Annotated in this window: 17 protein-coding genes and 2 tRNA genes; 12 read left to right on the forward strand and 7 right to left on the reverse strand. The window is 66.4% G+C overall.

What is annotated here, in order from left to right; translation table 11 throughout:
* Positions 1 to 2 precede the first annotated feature (2 nt).
* On the reverse strand, positions 3 to 1,457 hold the full coding sequence (locus BLQ70_RS17845; RefSeq protein WP_091859755.1) for a cryptochrome/photolyase family protein: 1,455 nt from the start codon (positions 1,455 to 1,457) through the stop codon (positions 3 to 5).
* A gap of 368 nt (positions 1,458 to 1,825) precedes the next feature.
* On the opposite strand from BLQ70_RS17845, the gene BLQ70_RS17850 reads away from it, so the two are divergent.
* On the forward strand, positions 1,826 to 2,128 hold the full coding sequence (locus BLQ70_RS17850; RefSeq protein WP_091859332.1) for a hypothetical protein: 303 nt from the start codon (positions 1,826 to 1,828) through the stop codon (positions 2,126 to 2,128).
* A 76-nt stretch (positions 2,129 to 2,204) separates the two neighbouring features.
* A complete protein-coding gene (locus BLQ70_RS25675; protein ID WP_156407100.1) occupies positions 2,205 to 2,351 on the forward strand; it encodes a hypothetical protein in 147 nt (48 codons plus the stop codon).
* Between the two features lie 212 nt (positions 2,352 to 2,563).
* Here the strand turns inward: BLQ70_RS25675 and BLQ70_RS17855 are convergent.
* A tRNA-Cys gene (locus BLQ70_RS17855) sits at positions 2,564 to 2,637 on the reverse strand.
* 169 nt (positions 2,638 to 2,806) lie between these two features.
* Here BLQ70_RS17855 and BLQ70_RS17860 point away from each other — a divergent pair.
* The 4 genes from BLQ70_RS17860 to BLQ70_RS26300 all read left to right on the forward strand — a co-directional run bounded on the left by BLQ70_RS17860 (position 2,807) and on the right by BLQ70_RS26300 (position 6,045).
* Positions 2,807 to 2,881, forward strand: a tRNA-Asn gene (locus tag BLQ70_RS17860).
* A 193-nt stretch (positions 2,882 to 3,074) separates the two neighbouring features.
* Complete coding sequence (locus tag BLQ70_RS17865; protein ID WP_061967937.1) at positions 3,075 to 3,716, forward strand: protein-L-isoaspartate O-methyltransferase family protein; 642 nt, start codon at positions 3,075 to 3,077, stop codon at positions 3,714 to 3,716.
* 159 nt (positions 3,717 to 3,875) lie between these two features.
* On the forward strand, positions 3,876 to 5,291 hold the full coding sequence (locus BLQ70_RS17870; protein WP_061967935.1) for a TolC family outer membrane protein: 1,416 nt from the start codon (positions 3,876 to 3,878) through the stop codon (positions 5,289 to 5,291).
* Positions 5,292 to 5,487: 196 nt separating this feature from the next.
* Positions 5,488 to 6,045: a DUF2497 domain-containing protein gene (locus tag BLQ70_RS26300; protein WP_091859335.1), complete on the forward strand. Its 558-nt coding sequence runs from the start codon at positions 5,488 to 5,490 to the stop codon at positions 6,043 to 6,045.
* Between the two features lie 45 nt (positions 6,046 to 6,090).
* Here the strand turns inward: BLQ70_RS26300 and BLQ70_RS17880 are convergent, their stop codons facing one another.
* Positions 6,091 to 6,318: a hypothetical protein gene (locus BLQ70_RS17880; protein WP_113585417.1), complete on the reverse strand. Its 228-nt coding sequence runs from the start codon at positions 6,316 to 6,318 to the stop codon at positions 6,091 to 6,093.
* Between the two features lie 28 nt (positions 6,319 to 6,346).
* Positions 6,347 to 6,832, reverse strand: coding sequence for a pyridoxamine 5'-phosphate oxidase family protein (locus tag BLQ70_RS17885; RefSeq protein WP_091859338.1), 486 nt, complete (start codon positions 6,830 to 6,832; stop codon positions 6,347 to 6,349).
* 194 nt (positions 6,833 to 7,026) lie between these two features.
* Between BLQ70_RS17885 and dps the strand changes: the two genes are divergently transcribed.
* The 5 genes from dps (at position 7,027) to BLQ70_RS17910 (ending at position 14,221) form a co-directional block, all read left to right on the forward strand.
* Positions 7,027 to 7,566, forward strand: coding sequence for a DNA starvation/stationary phase protection protein Dps (gene dps, locus BLQ70_RS17890; protein ID WP_091859340.1), 540 nt, complete (start codon positions 7,027 to 7,029; stop codon positions 7,564 to 7,566).
* Between the two features lie 139 nt (positions 7,567 to 7,705).
* Complete coding sequence (locus BLQ70_RS17895; protein ID WP_091859757.1) at positions 7,706 to 10,525, forward strand: valine--tRNA ligase; 2,820 nt, start codon at positions 7,706 to 7,708, stop codon at positions 10,523 to 10,525.
* A 154-nt stretch (positions 10,526 to 10,679) separates the two neighbouring features.
* Positions 10,680 to 11,261, forward strand: a complete 582-nt coding sequence (locus BLQ70_RS17900) for a YqaA family protein (RefSeq protein ID WP_061967927.1) — start codon at positions 10,680 to 10,682, stop codon at positions 11,259 to 11,261.
* Positions 11,262 to 11,550: 289 nt separating this feature from the next.
* Positions 11,551 to 13,281, forward strand: coding sequence for a dihydroxy-acid dehydratase (gene ilvD / locus BLQ70_RS17905; RefSeq protein WP_091859343.1), 1,731 nt, complete (start codon positions 11,551 to 11,553; stop codon positions 13,279 to 13,281).
* A 25-nt stretch (positions 13,282 to 13,306) separates the two neighbouring features.
* Positions 13,307 to 14,221: a tetratricopeptide repeat protein gene (locus BLQ70_RS17910; RefSeq protein ID WP_244512070.1), complete on the forward strand. Its 915-nt coding sequence runs from the start codon at positions 13,307 to 13,309 to the stop codon at positions 14,219 to 14,221.
* 124 nt (positions 14,222 to 14,345) lie between these two features.
* Here the strand turns inward: BLQ70_RS17910 and xth are convergent, their stop codons facing one another.
* Together xth and BLQ70_RS17920 are read right to left on the reverse strand one after the other, a co-directional pair.
* Complete coding sequence (gene xth / locus BLQ70_RS17915; protein WP_091859349.1) at positions 14,346 to 15,125, reverse strand: exodeoxyribonuclease III; 780 nt, start codon at positions 15,123 to 15,125, stop codon at positions 14,346 to 14,348.
* A 136-nt stretch (positions 15,126 to 15,261) separates the two neighbouring features.
* Positions 15,262 to 15,723 (reverse strand): BA14K family protein, encoded by a 462-nt coding sequence (locus BLQ70_RS17920; RefSeq protein ID WP_061967920.1) that lies wholly within the window; start codon positions 15,721 to 15,723, stop codon positions 15,262 to 15,264.
* A 288-nt stretch (positions 15,724 to 16,011) separates the two neighbouring features.
* Between BLQ70_RS17920 and BLQ70_RS17925 the strand changes: the two genes are divergently transcribed.
* Positions 16,012 to 16,539: a TIGR00645 family protein gene (locus BLQ70_RS17925; RefSeq protein WP_244492838.1), complete on the forward strand. Its 528-nt coding sequence runs from the start codon at positions 16,012 to 16,014 to the stop codon at positions 16,537 to 16,539.
* 75 nt (positions 16,540 to 16,614) lie between these two features.
* Here BLQ70_RS17925 and trpE read toward each other — a convergent pair whose 3' ends face one another.
* Positions 16,615 to 18,129 carry an anthranilate synthase component I gene (trpE, locus tag BLQ70_RS17930; protein WP_061967917.1) on the reverse strand — a complete coding sequence of 505 codons (1,515 nt, stop codon included), beginning with the start codon at positions 18,127 to 18,129 and terminating at the stop codon, positions 16,615 to 16,617.
* Position 18,130: the final 1 nt, after the last annotated feature.

Genomic DNA, 18,130 nt, shown 5'->3' on the forward strand with positions numbered 1-18,130 from the left:
AGTCAGCCGTTGCGGATCGCGGCGAAAGCGTCGAGCGCGCGCTGGCGCCCGAAGGCGAGGTCGACGAGCGGGGCAGGATAGGTCTCGCCGATTCGAATGCCCGCCTCGCGCAGCGCCTTTTCCGAGGCCTTCCAGGGCTGGTGGATATCCTTGTCGGAAAGCCCGGCAAGCTCCGGCACCCATTGGCGAACGTAAGCTCCGTGCGGATCGTGGGTTTCGCCCTGGGTCACCGGGTTGAAAATGCGGAAATAGGGCGAGGCATCGGCGCCGGACCCCGCCACCCATTGCCAGCTTGCGGCGTTGTTGGCCGCATCGGCATCGACCAGCGTGTCCCAGAACCAGGCTTCGCCGGCCCGCCAGTCCTGCAAGAGGTGCTTGATCAGGAAGGAGGCAACGACCATCCGCACCCGGTTATGCATCCAGCCAGTTGTCCAGAGCTCGCGCATGCCGGCATCGACAAGCGGGATGCCGGTCTGCCCGCGCTGCCAGCGATGCAGCGCCGCCTCGTCTGGGAGCCAGGGGAAGGCGTCGAATCGCGAATCGTAGTTGCGGGTCGCCAGCTCCGGATTGTGGAAAAGCAGGTGGTGGGAAAACTCGCGCCAGCCGATCTCCGAGAGGAATTTTTCCGCGTCCTGCTCCGATCCTGCGGCTTCGCCGGTGGCGCGGGCGTGGTGCAGAGCATGCCAGACCTGCCGCGGGCCGATTTCGCCGAAATGCAGATGCGGCGACAGCCGCGACGTCGCGGCCCGGTCCGGCCGGTCGCGGTCTTCGGCGTAGCCTGAAAGCCCGCTGCCGAGAAAATCGTCGAGACGCTCCGCGGCGCCCGATTCTCCTGGTGTCCAGGCGGCCCGCAGACCGCCGGCCCAGTCCGGCTTCCGCGGTGCGCGCCCGAGATCGTCAAGCGAGACCGTCAGCGCCTCGATCGAATCGGGCAGCGAGAATGCAGGGATTCGCGCAGGAGCGGCGATCGGAGCAGCCGGCTCGCCCTTCTGGCGGGCAGCACGCCAATAGGGTGTGAACACCTTCATCGGCTGCCCGGTCGTGGTGGTCACCTGCCAAGGCTCGTTGAGCAGATGGCCGTTGAAGCTGCTGACATCGATGCCGTTTCCGGACAACGCCTCCTTGAGCCGGCTGTCGAGTGCGATCTCCTTCGCCTCGTAGCGGCGGTTCCAGGTGACTCGGTTGATCCCTGCCTCTGCCGCAACGCGCGGCAGCAGCTCGGCTGGATCGCCTTTCATCAGCACGAGCCGCCCGTGCCTCCGTGCGAGTGCTTCGCCAAGCGCATCGAGCGAGCGCGACAGCCACCAGCGCGAGGCGCCGCCGATCGGGCGGCGATCAGGGCCTGTATCGAGAATGTACAGACATAAGGTCGGCCCGCCCGCTACGGCAGCGAGAAGTGCCGGGTTGTCCGCCAGCCTCAGATCGTTTCGGAACCAGTGAAGGGTGCGTCCGGTCATCATTCCTCATCCCCGGCACGGCCACGCAGGCCGCAATCCCCGATCAACGCGGCCGAAGCGGAGCGGGACCGGACAAGAGGAAAGATTTTTGGAAGCGATGGCTCGCGGGGCTTCGAAAACGGGCCGGCTTCTGCCGAATCTGTTATCGTCGCTCAGATTTCCAGCGGCAGATGCAGAATATCGGCGACCAGCCAGGATACGCCTGCGGTTCCGGCCATGAGGACCGCTATCAGAATGGCTTCGAACATGACGCTACTCCGCCCCGAACGGGCAGCCGCCACTAACTCAAATTTTAACGATCTGTAAATGAAGTTCTTAAGGCGAATCACAGCCTGAACGATAGCTCCCGATGGACGGCTGTTGAGACGATGGATGCATTGGAGGAAGCCGGTCTCGATCTCGAGCTCGGAGAAATCGGCCGGAGGCTGGATACCCTGTTCAGCGCGCGCCGCCCGCGGCCGGCGCCGCGGCACAAGCCTGCGGCCTTCGAGGTCTCGGCCGCCGAGGCCGGGGCCGGTCGCCTGCGGGTGATGCTGGACGCCAACCTGCCGGAGGCGATCGGCCGGACGATTCTCACGCTGGCGATCAAGCATGGATCGGGCCCGAAGCCAGGCGAGGGCCGGCAGAATGCCGCTTCGGCTTCGTCGGCCGATGCCGCCCGAAAGGACTGACGAGCTTCCCAAAAGCCGCGACGGCGCCTTCGCTGCTTGAGATCGGGAACCCGAAGCCTGTTCGGGCGTCCCTTTCATGATGACTGATCCGAAAAAACCGCCTTTGGATTTTTGGCTCTGGCTGGCCGTCATCGGCCTGACGGTGATCGTCGCGGTGTCGTCGCTGACATTTCCGGAGCGGGTCGCACCGGATTTGTTCCAGCCTTCCTCCACGGCGCGCTGAGAGGGGGGAGGTGCCACCGATCCCGTCGATCGGGCTACCGGACCCTTGCCCTGCCAGCCGCCGCTGCCGGGCACCATGCGAAAATCCGCGAGGACACCATCGGATGCGCAAATGGGCTCCGCAGGCGCAGATCCGCATCGTCGCCGGAAACCGGAACGCCACAGCAGCGATCAAAAGGAGAAAAGCGCAATCATATCAGCGCTTGAGATCTTTGGAGGCCTCGCCCGGAATCGAACCGGGGTGCAAGGATTTGCAGTCCTCTGCGTAACCACTCCGCCACGAGGCCTTCCGGCCAAAACGGCCACGGCCGCTTCAGCGAGAGCGCACTAACCACAAGCCGTGCGCCGCCGCAACCCGGCATCGCAACTTCCACAGCAGCGGCGACAAATCTGCCAGGTCGGCTCGCAAGGGGGTTGCACTATCCGGATCGCGCCGCTAAGACGCCGCCACGTTGTTCCCGGATAGCTCAGCGGTAGAGCAATCGACTGTTAATCGATTGGTCGCAGGTTCGAATCCTGCTCCGGGAGCCAGCCTCCTCCTGACATCGACGGTTCGTCCTTGCTGAACGGCAGAAGCAGCCTGCGGTCAGCCGGCGCTTGCCTTTTGCGCGAGCCTCGAACAGAAAGCTGCCGAAGAACGGCGCGATCGCTGCACCGGTTCGATGCGGCTTCACAGCAGCGGTCGCCCCTTGCAGCACCGGCGTCGTGGACGGAGAGTTCGGGCATGGACGATTTTACCTCGCTGCGCCGCAATATGGTCGATTGCCAGCTGCGCACCTATGACATCACCGACCGGGCCGCGCTGGCGGCTGCGGATTCGGTGCCGCGCGAAGCGTTCGCTCCCGAGAACCTCGCCCATCTCGCCTATCTCGATCAGGCGATTCCGCTGCCGGGCACCGGCCGGGCGCTGATGACCCCGATGGTCGCCGTGCGGATGATCCAGCTGCTCGATCCGCAGCCGGGCGAAGACGCGCTCGAATACGCCGGCGGTTCCGGCTACGGGGCGGCATTGATGGCCCATATGGGCGCCAGGGCCACGCTCTGGGAGCCCGACGCGCCGGCGCGCGCCTTGGCGGAAGCGGCGCTTGTTCGCGCGGGGGCCGCCGGCGTGACGGTCACAGCCACGCAGCCCGGCGATGCCAGCTTCGACACCATCCTCGTCAGCGGGGCCTGCGAAATCGTGCCCGAGGCGCTTTTCCCGCTGCTGCGGCCGGAAGGCCGGCTCATCGTGGTCGAGGGCCTGGGCCGCGCCGCGCGGGTCATGCTCTATCTGAAGTCCAGCGACGCCGTCTCCGGCAGGCCGGTTTTCGACGCGGCGGCGCCGGTCCTGTCGGAGTTCCGCCGTCCGGCGGCCTTCGTTTTCTGAAGCGATTGGTGTCGCATTTTTGCGGCACTGCACGAACGAAACCATTCCGGAGCCGCCCAATGCGTTGGCGGGAGGCGCCGAAACGGTTATGAATTGCAACTCTGCCGAGGCTGGGGCGATGCCTGGGCGCGACTTTCAGTGCGCACATGAGGCGTCCACGTGTATAAAAGCGACGAAAAGACTTCCCGGTTCGGGCTCTCCGCCGTCTTCGCCTTGGCGTTGGCGGGCGGCTGGGTGGGGCCGGTTTCGGCTCAGACGATGGAAGCCGCGCTCGCGCGGGCCTATTCCGCCAATCCCACGCTCAATGCGCAGCGCGCCTCGGTTCGCGCGACCGACGAGAACGTGCCGCAGGCGAAGGCGGGCTATCGCCCGCGAATCACGGCCTCGGCCGATATCGGTGCCAGCATCACGGAATCGGGGATTCCGGCCTTCGCCAGCACCTCGCCGGTCCATACCAACAACGTATCCCGCCTCGGGCCGCGCGGCGCCGGCGTGCAGATCGACCAGAACATCTTCGATTCCGGCAGGACCCGCAGCGCCGTCGGCCAGTCCGAATCGCAGGTTCTCGGCGCTCGCGCCACGCTGCGCAACACTGAGCAGAACGTGCTGCTCGATGCGGCGACGTCCTATATGAACGTGCTGCGCGACACGGCGATCCTGAATCTCAACCGCAATAACGTCGAGGTTCTCGAAGAGCAGCTGCGCCAGACGCGCGACCGCTTTCAGGTCGGCGAAGTGACGCGCACCGACGTGGCGCAGGCGGAAGCCCGCCTATCTTCGGCCCGGTCCCAGGCGATTCTCGCCGAATCGAACCTGAAGACCTCGGTGGCCCGCTTTCGGCAGAATGTCGGCACCGAGCCGCGCTCGCTCGCTCCGGGGCGCCCGGTCGAAAGGCTCTTGCCGAAATCCTTGCCGGCCGCGCTGAACCAGGCCCTGTCGAACCATCCGGCCATCATCGCCTCGCTTCACGGCGTCGATGCCGCCGAGCTCCAGGTCAAGGTCACCGAGGCGGATCTCTATCCGGTGGTCGGCGTGCGCGGCGTGGTCCAGCAGCGCTACGATACCCAGTTCTCCGGCGACAACCGCTTCTCGGCCAGCATCGTCGGCACGCTGACGATCCCGATCTACGAGGGTGGCCAGGTCTATGCCCGGACGCGCCAGGCCAAGGAAACGGCCGGTCAGCGCCGGATCGAGGTCGATACCCAGCGCGACACCGTGCGCGCCGCCGTCGTTTCCGCCTGGGGCGGGCATGAAGCCGCCAAGGCCCAGATCGTCGCCGCCCAGGCGCAGGTCGAGGCGGCCTCCACCGCCTTGTCCGGTGTCCGCGAGGAGGCGAAGGTCGGCCAGCGCACCACGCTCGACGTCCTCAACGCCCAGCAGGAGCTGGTGAGCGCGCGTTCGAGCCTCGTCGTCGCGCAGCGCGACCGCGTCGTTGCGTCCTATGCGGTGCTGTCTGCCGTCGGCAAGCTCTCCGCCCAGTCCCTCAAGCTCAAGGCCGAGGTCTACGACGCCCGCCAGCATTACGAGCAGGTCCAGGGCAAGCTCTGGGGCACGCAGACGCCCGACGGCCGCTGAGCCCCGGCGGGCAGCCTCACACCACGGCGTATTCGAGCAACAGGGCGGATTTCTCCTGTGGGGGAGCCGGTTGCCGCCTTGTCTGACAGCGACGCCGTGGAATACTGCGCTCGTGGAGCAGCGTTGATTCTGTCGGCGCGCCCGGTGTCCAACGGTTAGACTCATGAGCGCGCAAGCCAAGCCCAGCGAACCGTCGATGGAGGAGATCCTTGCCTCCATCCGCCGGATCATTTCGGACGATGAGGCGAAGCCGGCCGATGAGGCTGCAGCGCCGCAGGTAGACGTGGCGCCGGAGCCCGAGCCGGTTGCGGCGATCGACGACGATGTTCTCGATCTCGGAGCCGAGGCAGCCCTGGTCGCAGCGCCGGAGCCCGCGCCGGCCGCACTCCCCGACGATGCCGATATCGCCTTCATCGAGGAGGAGCCCGCCGCGGCCCTGCCTCCGGAACCGCCGGCCCCTGCCGTCGAGCCGCAGCCGGCTCTAGTTCAGCCCGAAGCACGGCCAGAGCCCGCTTCCACGCCAGTCCCCGACATGGCGAGCCTGCTGTCGGATCAGGCCAGCTTCGTCGTGACCAATGCCTTCGGCCAGCTCGCCAACACCGTGCTCAGCAATAATGCGCGGACGTTGGAGGATCTGGTCAAGGACATGCTGAAGCCGATGCTGAAGACCTGGCTCGACGACAACCTGCCGACCATGGTCGAGCGCCTGGTGCGCGCCGAGATCGAGCGCGTCGCGCGAGGCGGCCGAAGTTAAGCCAGCCGAACCGAAACGCGGGAGCCGCGCTTCGGTCGAACCTGCTCAGTTCCCGCTGGCCGCCCGTCGACGCCGTGTCGGCGCGCGTCTCCGCTCGAAAGCGCCAGCCTCCTGCAGCCGCAGCAATCCGTAGCCGAGCATGGCGAAGGCTGTCGCCGGCGCGCCCAGCCGCGAGACCAGCATAGTCAGGCCGACGGCGACCGGGCGGGGGTAACGGCCGGAGGCCGCTTCGACGGCAAACCAGGCCCCGAGGGCATGGACCAAGAGTTTCATCATCGCATCCTGCTCGTCGTTGCGGGGGTCAGAGGGAAACCTTGCGGTTTTCGCCGAGGTCAGGCTTGGCGCCGGTCAGGGCGGCCGCAGCCATCTTGACGCTGGTGACGATCTTGCCGGGGCTGTCCCAGAATTCCGCCATGCTCGGCCGGACGCGCAGCACCCGGATGTTCGGGTCGTTCTCGTCGTCCCAGAACGCCCGGTTGCTCGCATCCCAGAGGTCATGCACGCGCTGGCGGTCGTCGAGCACGGTCGCGGTTCCCGTCACCGAGAGATAGCGCTGGCTATCGGTATCGGCGAAGGCGACGCAGACATTGTCGTTGATCTGGATCTCGTCGTCCTTGTGGTGGCGGCGGTCGGTCAGGAAATAGATCGCATCATCCGCGCGTTCGCCATGGGCGTGCATCGGCCTGGCACGCAATTCATCGCCCTGACCGTCATGGGTCACGAGCATCGCGAACTTGATCGAATCGATCAGGTCCCAGACCCGTATCTGGTCGCTGTGGTGAGGCATGTCGCTCTCCCTGCTGGCTGTCGTTGGCTGCTGCTTGGTCCAACGGGGCGCGGCGCGGCTGGTTCCGTCGCAAAGGCCTCGAGCGAAGCGGAACCACTCGGCGTTTCGCGCGTATGAGGAAAGGCGTGCCGGCATCGGCCCCGCGCCGACGTCACGACGTCGCTCCGATAGTCCTTCTCGATATGGGGTTTGCCATGGCCAAGACCGCAGCCAAAGCCGCGCCACGTAGCGCACCGAAGAGCGCGACGACGGGAAGGGTGGTCAAATCCAGCCGGATCGACCTGGCCTCGAACACCAAGACCAAGGTCATCGGCCTGCTCAACGAGCGCCTCGCTGACGGCATCGACCTCTCGCTGCTGACAAAGCAGGCACACTGGAACCTGAAGGGCCCGGGCTTCATCGGCATCCACCTGATGCTCGATGGTTTCCGCGCCGAGCTCGACACCCATGTCGACACGGTCGCCGAACGCATCGCCCAGCTTGGCGGCATCGCTTTCGGCACGACGCAGACCACGGCCCAGTCGACCTCGCTCAAGCCCTATCCGACCGAGATCGTCGCCGTTCCGGACCATCTCGCGGCGCTGATCGAGCGCTATGCCGCTACCGCCAACAAGGTCCGCGAGGCGATCGACGCCTGCGACGAGGCCGGCGATGCCGATACCGCCGATATCCTGACCGCCTATTCCCGCATGCTCGACAAGTCGCTCTGGTTCCTGCAGTCGAACCTCGCCTGAGGTGCGTGCAGAATGGCCGCGTATCATCGAAAACGTTGACGCGCGGCCCGTGCATGGGTTCTTAAGGCGCGAGACCTTTTTGGCCCATGATTTTCCGGCCGGGGCAGGTTCCCCGGCCTTTCTGCGTTCGAGCGATGCGATGATGGACAAGACTTTCGAACCGGCCGCCGTCGAGGCCCGGATCAGCAAGGCCTGGGACGAGGCGCAGGCCTTCAAGGCGGGCAGGGGGGCGGCACCCGGTGCCGAGCCCTATTGCATCGTGATCCCGCCGCCGAACGTCACCGGTTCGCTGCATATGGGCCACGCGCTCAACAACACGCTGCAGGACGTGCTCTGCCGCTTCGAGCGCATGCGCGGCAAGGACGTGCTCTGGCAGCCCGGCACCGACCATGCCGGCATCGCGACGCAGATGGTCGTCGAGCGCAAGCTCGCCGCCGAGAACCGCACCGACCGGCGCAGCATGGGCCGCGAGGCCTTCCTCGCCGAGGTCTGGAAGTGGAAGGCGGAGTCGGGCGGCACGATCTTCAATCAGCTCCGCCGGCTCGGCGCCTCATGCGACTGGTCGCGCGAGCGCTTCACCATGGACGAGGGGCTCTCGGCCGCCGTCCTCAAGGTCTTCGTCGGCCTGCACAAGCAGGGGCTGGTCTACCGCGCCAAGCGGCTGGTGAACTGGGATCCGAAATTCCAGACGGCGATCTCCGACATCGAGGTGCTGCAGCTCGAGAAGAACGGCTCGTTCAAATGGCAGCGCGGCGGCGAGGAGGCTTTCGACGCAGCCAAGCTCGACAAGGTGCTCAGCCGCGACCCGAACGGCCATCTCTATTATTTCAACTACCCGCTCGAAGGCGTGGCCTACGATGCGGACGACGCTTCGACCTTCATCACGGTCGCGACGACGCGCCCCGAGACGATGCTGGGCGATACCGGCGTCGCGGTTCATCCCGAGAACGAGACGATCGGTCGCCTGATCGGCCGCAACGCCGTGCTGCCGCTTGTCGGCCGCGTCATCCCGATCTTCGGCGACGACTATGCCGATCCCGAGAAGGGCACCGGCGCGGTCAAGATCACGCCGGCGCATGATTTCAACGATTTCGAGGTCGGCAAGCGCCACCAGCTCGACGTCATCAACATCCTCGATGGCGAGGCGCGTATCCTCCTCGCCGGGAACGAGGAGTTCCTGGCCGGTGCGACGCCCGAGGCCGAGACGATGGCCCTCGACGGTGCCGATCGCTTCGCCGCGCGCCGCCGCGTCGTCGAGATGATGGCCGCCCGCGGCCTGCTCGCGAAGGTCGAGCCGCACGCCCACACCGTGCCGCATGGCGACCGTTCCGACGTCGTCATCGAGCCCTGGCTGACCGACCAGTGGTATGTCGACGTCAAACCGCTGGCCGAGCGTTCGATCAAGGCGGTCCGCGACGGCCGCACCAAGATCACGCCGGAAAACTGGACGAAGATCTATTACGACTGGCTGGAGAATATCGAGCCCTGGTGCGTCTCGCGCCAACTCTGGTGGGGCCACCAGATCCCGGCCTGGTTCGGGCCGGACGGCGAGGTCTTCGTCGCCGAGTCGGAAGCAGAAGCACAGACGCTGGCGATGGCGCATTACGGCGACACCGTCGCGCTGAAGCGTGACGAGGACGTGCTCGACACCTGGTTCTCTTCGGCGCTCTGGCCGTTTTCGACCCTGGGCTGGCCGGAAGAGACCCCCGAGCTGAAGCGCTACTATCCGACGGCGACGCTCGTCACGGGCTTCGACATCATCTTCTTCTGGGTCGCTCGGATGATGATGATGGGCCTCAACTTCATGGACGAGGTGCCGTTCCGCGACGTCTACCTTCACGCGATGGTTCGCGATGAGAAGGGCGCGAAGATGTCGAAGTCGAAGGGCAACGTCATCGACCCGCTGACGCTCGTCGACACCTATGGAGCGGACGCGCTGCGCTTCACCTTCGCGGCGATGGCGGCGCAGGGCCGCGACATCAAGCTCAGCACGCAGCGCGTCGAGGGCTATCGCAACTTCGCGACCAAGATCTGGAACGCCGCGCGCTTCGCCGAGCTGAACGGCTGCGCGCGAGCGGAAGGCTTCGATCCGGCATCCGTCAAGCAACCGCTCAACCGCTGGATCCTCAGCGAAGCCGCGCAGGCGGCCGAGGAGATCGCGGCCGGCATCCCGAGCTTCAGGTTCAACGAGGCGGCGGGCGCGGCCTATCGCTTCGTCTGGAACCAGTTCTGCGACTGGTATCTTGAGCTTGCCAAGCCCGTGCTGCAGGGCGAGGGCGTCGATGCCGCGGCGCGGGCCGAGACGCAGGCGACGGTGGCTTATGTCATCGACCTGATCTGCCAGCTCCTGCATCCGTTCATGCCGTTCCTCACCGAGGAGCTCTGGGCGCAGAAGGCCGAGGCCGGCGCACCGCGCAAGCTTACGGAGGGCGACGCCTCGCTGGTCTGCCTGACCCGCTGGCAGAACCTCTCGGCCCTCAAGGACGCCGCGGCAGAAGCCGAGATCGGTTTCGTCGTCGACCTGATCTCGGACATTCGCTCGGTGCGTTCGGAAGTGAACGTTCCGGCCGGCACGCAGGCACCGCTCGTTCTCGTCAATGCCTCGGCTGCGACGCGCGCGGCGATCGAAAGCTGGCGGCCGATGATCGAGCGGCTGGCGCGCATCTCCGACATCGCCTTCGAGGCGGCGGCGCCGGGTCAGTCGGCCCAGATCATCGTGCGCGGCGAGGTCGCGGCGCTGCCGCTGGCCGGGCTGATCGACCTCGATGCCGAGCGTATGCGCCTGACCAAGGAACTCGCCAAGCTCGACCAGGACATCGCAGTCGTCGAGAAGAAGCTCGGCAACCCCGATTTCATGGCCCGCGCGCCGGACGAGATCGTCGAGGAGAATCGCGAGCGCAAGGCTGCGGCCGAGGCCCGCAAGCTCAAGGTCGCGGAGGCGCTGACGCGGCTGGCCTGACCCGGGGTATCGCATTCCGGTCACGCCCGTGTCGTCAAATTGACGCTGATCCAAGAGAGGACTCGCATTCCCATGCGGACCCCGCTTAGATGCGCCCGACGCAAACCCGTCATGCAGAATGTGTGACGGCACAAGGACCGGCTGTTCAGAACCCATGCTCAAGCGAGCCTATGACTGGTGCGTTTCCTACGCCTCCCATCCCGCGGCCCCCTGGCTGCTCTTCGGCCTCACCTTCATTGAAAGCTCGTTCAGCCCGCTGCCGCCGATTCCGCTGCTGATTCCGATGTGCATCGCCCGGCCGGACCGGGCCTGGTTTTATGCCGGCATCTGCTCGCTAGGTGCCGTGCTCGGCGGCTATCTCGGCTATGCCATCGGGGCGCTGCTTTACGAGTCGGTCGGCGCCTGGCTGATCGGCATCTACGGGCTGCAGGACAAGGCCGCTACCCTGATCGCGACCTCGCAGGACTACTGGTTCTGGGTGCTCGTGACCAAGGGCCTGACGCCGATCCCGTTCAAGATCGTCACGATCATGTCCGGCTTCCTGCATTTCGACCTGTGGAAGTTCACCATCGGCATGGTCGTCTCGCGCGCGACCTTCTTCCTGATGATCGCGGTGGCCTTGCGTTTCTACGGCGACGACATCCGCATCTTCATCGAGAAGCACCTGCCGATGACGGCGCTGGCCCTTGTCGTGGTCATCGTCGGCGGCTTCTTCGTGCTGCCGATGGTGCTGTAAGTAGCCGTTACGTCACCCCGCCGCCCTGAACTTTGTGACATCGGCGCAACACCCGGACGGGAACGGTGCCCGGCACCCCAGCGACCTCCACAATCGCCGCGAAGCCGCCACAAACGAAGCCCAGCAAAACGCTGCGTTAAGTGCCTGAGATATATCGAAATCGGGAGTAACGCGCCGGTCCTTGAACGGTTCCGGACGGTTTTCGGGTTTTCGGGGGCGCGATTGCTCCCGGTAGGCGTGGCGTGGCACATCTTCGCGCCGTGCTGATCGGGGGACAGGGCGAGTGGCGATGGACGGGCGTGTGTACGACAAGTCGAGGCTGCCGAGCCGCCATGTGAGCGTCGGCCCGGCCAAGGCCCCGCACCGCTCCTATTATTACGCGATGGGCATGACCGCGAAGCAGATCGCGCAGCCCTTCGTCGGCGTCGCCTCCTGCTGGAACGAGGCGGCCCCCTGCAACATCTCGCTGATGCGCCAGGCCCAGGCCGTGAAGAAGGGCGTCGCCTCCGCCAGCGGCACGCCGCGCGAATTCTGCACCATCACCGTCACCGACGGCATCGCCATGGGCCACCAGGGCATGAAGTCGTCGCTGGCCTCGCGCGAGGTCATCGCCGACTCCGTCGAACTGACCATGCGCGGCCATTGCTACGATGCGCTCGTCGGCCTCGCCGGCTGCGACAAGTCGCTGCCGGGCATGATGATGGCGATGGTGCGCCTCAACGTGCCCTCGATCTTCATCTATGGCGGCTCGATCCTGCCCGGCACCTTCAAGGGCCGCCCCGTGACCGTGCAGGACGTCTTCGAGGCGGTCGGCAAGCATTCGGTCGGCGCGATGTCCGATGAGGACCTGAAGGAACTCGAGGAGGCTGCCTGCCCCTCGGCCGGCTCCTGCGGCGCCCAGTTCACGGCCAACACCATGGCGACGGTCGCCGAGGCGATCGGGCTCGCGCTGCCCTATAGCTGCGGCGCGCCGGCGCCCTACGATGTCCGCGACACCTTCTGCTACACCGCCGGCGAGATGGTGATGGAGCTGATCGCGAAGAACATCCGCCCGCGCGACATCGTCACCCGCAAGGCGCTGGAGAACGCCGCGATGGTCGTCGCCGCGACCGGCGGCTCGACCAACGGCGCGCTGCACCTGCCGGCGATCGCGCATGAATGCGGCATCGATTTTGACCTGTTCGAGGTCGCCGAGATATTCAAGAAGACCCCCTATATCGCCGACCTGAAGCCGGGCGGAAAATACGTCGCCAAGGACATGTTCGAGGTCGGCGGCATTCCGCTGGTGATGAAGAGCCTGCTCGATGCCGGCTACCTGCACGGCGACTGCATGACCGTCACCGGCCGCACCATCGCCGAGAACATGGCCTCGGTGAAGTGGAACGACCAGCAGGACGTGGTCTATCGCGCCGACAAGCCGATCACGGTCACCGGCGGCGTCGTCGGCCTGCAGGGCAATCTGGCGCCGGAAGGCGCGATCGTGAAGATCGCCGGCATGTCCGAGGATCAGCTCGTCTTCACCGGCCCGGCCCGCTGCTTCGACCGCGAGGAGGACGCCTTCGAGGCCGTCCGGAACCGGACCTACAAGGAAGGCGACGTCCTCGTCATCCGCTACGAGGGCCCCAAGGGCGGCCCCGGCATGCGCGAGATGCTGTCGACCACCGCGGCACTCTACGGCCAGGGCATGGGCGACAAGGTCGCGCTGATCACCGATGGCCGCTTCTCCGGCGCCACACGCGGCTTCTGCGTCGGCCATGTCGGGCCTGAAGCCGCTGTCGGCGGCCCGATCGGCCTGATCCGCGACGGCGACATCATCGAGCTCGACGCCATCACAGGAAAGCTCGCAGTCCGCCTTTCTGATGCCGAACTTGAGTCGCGTCGTAAAAGCTGGGCGCCGCGAAAGACCGACTACAATTCCGGCGCGCTGTGGAAATACGCGCAGACCGTCGGCTCCGCCAAAGGCGGTGCCGTCACCCACCCAGGAGGGGCGGCCGAAACCCATTGCTATGCGGATATCTAGCTCAACCATAGCATGCCTGTTCCTGTTGCTGGGTGGCCATCAGGCCGCCCAGGCGCAGGATTTCTCAGGCGCCAAGCCGCTGCCGCCGCGCGCCATTCCGGGCGGGGCGCTGCCGGAGCCTGACGATTCCGTGCCCGGCGGCTCGGACGCTGCGGCCATCGCTCCCGGCCCCAATACGCCGACCGCCCATACCGCGCTGCCGCTCGTGCCCTTCACCAGCGCGCGCGACGCACTCAAGGCCTGGATGCGCGATTCCACGGCCGGCAACAAGGTCGGTGCCGTCCGCGCGCTCGAATACGCGGCCTCGCAGGGCCATCTCACGGCGCAGTACAAGCTCGGCCGGATGTATGCCGGCGGCGAGGGCGTCCCGGCCAATGATCTCAAGGCTTTCGAGTATTTCTCGAAGATTGCGGACGAGAATGCCGATGCGATGCCCGGTACGGCCGACGCCCGGCTCGTCGGCAGCGCCTTCGTCGCGCTCGGCAATTACTTCTCGGACGGCATCAAGGGCAGCTATGTGAAGCCCAATCCCGACCGTGCCTTCGACATGTTCCATTACGCCGCTTCCTATTTCGGCGACCCGGACGGCCAGTACAATCTCGCCCGCCTCTACATGACCGGGCAGGGCGCCAGCCGCGATCGTCGTCAGGCCGCCCGCTGGATGAAGCTCGCGGCCGAGAAGGGCCACGCGCCCGCCCGCGCCGCCTTCGGCGAAATGCTTCTGCGCGGCGGCGAGGGCGTGCCCCGTCAGCCGGTTCTCGGGCTGATGTGGCTCGCCATGGCCCGCGAGGGCGCCGATCCGACCCGCGAGGCCTGGATCATCGAGCGGCACGACGTGGCTTTCGCGGCCGCCTCGGCGAGTGACCGCTCGGCAGCTCTGGCCCTGATCGAGCGCCAGCATCTGGTCAACTCGCGCAACGGCAACGCCGTCCAGAACTGAGCAGAAATACTGTCATTCTCGGGCGAAGCGAAGCGCAGACCCGAGAAGCTCTTGCACGATGAGGCGCCTCTCCGTCCTGAGATGCTTAGGACTCAAGCCCGGGCATGACGTCCGGTTTCTGCCCTCAGTGCAATTCGATCATCACCGGGACATGGTCCGAGGGCTTGTCCCAGCCGCGGACATGCTTGGCGATCCTGACGCCCGACAGCCTGTCCGCCGCTTGCGGCGAGAGCAGCAGATGGTCGATGCGGATGCCGTTGTTCCGCTGCCAGGCGCCGGCCTGATAATCCCAGAACGTGTAGAGCCCGGGCGCATCGGTCGTGCTGCGCAGGGCCTCGGTCAGACCGAGATTGACGAGCCCGCGGAAGGCGGCACGCGTCGGCGGCAGGAACAGCGCATCGCTCACCCAGGCAGCGGGATCGCGGGCGTCGCGCGGCTCGGGGATGACGTTGTAGTCGCCCGCCAGCACCAGCGGCTCCTCATGCTCCATGAGCATGCGGGCATGGGCGGTCAGCCTCTGCATCCAGCCGAGCTTGTAGGGGTATTTCTCGGTGTTGGGCGGGTTGCCGTTCGGCAGGTAGATCGAGGCGACGCGGACCACGCCATCGCCGAGCGGCAGAACGCCCTCCAGATAGCGCGCCTGCTCGTCGCCATCGTCGCCCGGCAGGCCGCGCCGGACATCCTCCAGCCGCGAGCGGCTGAGGATCGCGACGCCATTGAAGGTCTTCTGCCCGTGGGTCTCGACCTGCCAGCCGGCAGCCTCGATCTCGGCGCGCGGGAAATCGGCGTCCACGCATTTGATCTCCTGCAGGCAGAGCGCATCGGGCTCGGCCTCCTTCAGGAAGTCGAGGAGATGGCCGAGGCGCTGCCTGACCGAATTGACGTTCCAGGTGGCGATCCGCACGAGACGCTCCGATTCAAGACGAGCCGCAGGATAAGCGGCACGGTCGCCGTCATGGCAAGCCGGTTTCGACCGCAAACAAAAAACTCCCCGCATCGCTGCGGGGAGTTCTTGTCTGCGATCGCGCTGTCGCCTGCTGTCAGGGGCAGGCGCGAACGACGCCGCGCGCGGCGATATAGGTCCCGGTCTCCGGGTTGTAGCTCTTGAAGCGGCGCGAGCAGTAGGCGACCGCGTCCGTATCCTCGATGCTGTAGCCATAGGCGCGCGGTACGGGTGGGGCATAGACCACCGGCGGCGCGACATAGACCGGCTCCGGCTCGTAATAGACCGGCGGGGGCGGGGCTGCCAGCGCACCGGCAGCGAGCGCGCCGCCGATGATGCCGGCCGCGATACCGGCGCCCACGGCCGGGCCGCGGCGATAGCCACCGTAATAGCGCGGGCCGTAGCCGTAGCGGCGCCATTGCACGGTCTGGACGAGATCGCTGCCGGCCTGCGCCGTGGCGACGGCGGACGTAGCGGGAGCGAGAGGCGCGGCCGATGCAGGAAGGGCGAGTAAGGTGCCACCGGCAAGGGCGGCAGCGACGGCGAGCGTCCTGATCATGACGAAACTCCTCTGCGATACCAGGCGAGCGGAACTCCGCATGTTCCCCCGTTTGGATTCGAATGTAGCGGTCCGGTGACCGCAAGGGAAGCTAGCAGTCAATCCGGGCATAAATGGGCCGTCCCGATCCCGTCGTTTTTGCCCCGAAAAGCAACGCGGGGCTGCTTGCGCGGGCCGAATTTCCTCGCCATCTAGCGTTGCACTGCACACGGACATCTGCCCGAAGGATCGGAACCCACAATGGCGCAACCGCGCGACCCATCCGCCCAGTCTGCCGCGCTTGGCCCCATGAAGCCGCTGCCAGCGCTGATCTTCAGCTCACGCTGGCTGCAATTGCCGCTCTATATCGGCCTCATCGTGGCGCAATGCGTCTACGTCTTCCTGTTCCTCAAGGAGCTCTGGCATCTCGTCACCCATGCCTTCGACTTCAGCGAGCAGCAGATCATGCTGGTCGTGCTCGGGTTGATCGACGTGGTGATGATCTCGAACCTGCTGATCATGGTGATCGTCGGAGGCTACGAGACCTTCGTCTCGCGGCTGCGGCTCGAGGGCCATCCCGACCAGCCGGAATGGCTGAGCCACGTCAATGCGAGCATCCTCAAGATCAAGCTCGCCATGGCGATCATCGGCATCTCGTCGATCCACCTGCTCAGGACCTTCATCGAGGCCGGCAATATCGGCATCGCCGGCAAGACCGCGAACTATACCGAGTCCGGCGTCCTGCTGCAGACGCTGATCCATGTCGTCTTCATCCTGTCGGCCATCGGCATCGCCTGGGTCGACCGGATGACGTCGACGCCTGGCAAGGGTCACTGAACGAGCAGCCCTGAAACGTAAAACGCCCCGCCGGTCCGGCGGGGCGTCTTGCATTTGGGATGATGGCGCCGAAGCTTACTGGCCGCGCCCGGTGCGGGCGGCGAAGCGGATCGCTTCCTCGGCGGCGCGGAACAGGGCCTTGGCCTTGTTGATGCATTCTTCCTGCTCGGAGGCCGGGTTCGAATCGTAGACGATGCCGGCGCCGGCCTGGACATGCATGCGCCCGTCCTTGACCACCGCCGTGCGCAGCACGATGCAGGTATCCATCTCGCCATTGGCGCCGAAATAGCCGATGCAGCCGGCATAGGCGCCGCGCGCATCGCGCTCCAGCTCGTCGATGATCTCCATCGCCCGGACCTTCGGCGCGCCCGACACCGTACCGGCCGGGAAGCCGGCGATCAGGGCGCCCAACGAATCGTGCTTCGGGTCGATCTTGCCCTCGACGTTCGAGACGATGTGCATGACCTGACTGTAGCGCTCGATGAAGAACGAATCGGTGACCTTCACCGTGCCGATCTGCGCGACGCGGCCGACATCGTTGCGTCCGAGATCGAGCAGCATCAGGTGCTCGGCGCGCTCCTTGGGGTCGGCCAGCAGCTCCTCGGCCAGGGCATCGTCCTCGGCCTGAGTTGCACCGCGCCGCCGCGTGCCGGCGATCGGCCGGATCGTGACCGTGTCGTCGCGCAGCCGCACCAGGATCTCCGGGCTCGAGCAGACGATCTGGAAGTCGCAGAAATCGAGATAGCAGAGGAACGGCGCCGGATTGACCCGCCGGAGCGCCCGGTAGAGCGCGAAGGGCGGCAGGGCGAAAGGCGCCTCGAAGCGCTGCGACAGCACGACCTGGAAGATGTCGCCGGCGCGGATGTACTCCTTCGCCTTGTCGACCATCTCCAGATACTCGGCCTCGCTGGTGTTCGAGGTGGTCGCCGGGACCGGCAGGTTAGCGATGTCGATCTCGGCCTCGGCGGGGAGGGCACCTTCCAGCGCCTTCACCACGGCCTCCAGCCGCTCCTGCGCCCGCTCATAGGCGTGGCGGGCACTGAGGCCCGGCATGTGCCGGACCGGGGTCACGACATGGATCTCGTCGCGCACCGCATCGAACACCACCATCAGCGTCGGCCGCGTCAGGATCGCATCGGGCACGCCGGTGCCGGTCTCCTTCGGCTCCGGCAGGCGTTCCATCAATCGGACCATGTCGTAGCCGAGATAGCCGAACACGCCCGACGCCATCGGCGGCAGGCCCTCGGCCTCCGGGATGGCGCTCTCTTCCAGAAGCGCGCGCAGGCTCTCGAAGGCGGGGCGCGGATCGTCCAGGAAGGTCTCGCCCAGAGCCGTGCGGCAGAGCGAGGCCTGCCCGTGATGGCAGCGCCAGATCAGGTCGGGTTCGAGCCCGATCATCGAGTAGCGGCCGCGCACGGCGCCGCCCTCGACCGATTCGAGCAGGAAGGCCGGGCCCGCCGTGGCGTGGCGCAGCTTCAGGAAGGCGGCGACCGGCGTCTCGCAATCGCCGACCAGCACCTGCCGCAGAAGCTGCGGCGCGCCGGTCTCGTAGGTCTGCGCGAAGCGCTCGAACTCCTGGAGAGGCTGCATC

The sequence above is a fragment of the Allobosea robiniae genome (assembly GCF_900102525.1).
Classification (GTDB): Bacteria; Pseudomonadota; Alphaproteobacteria; order Rhizobiales; family Beijerinckiaceae; genus Allobosea; species Allobosea robiniae.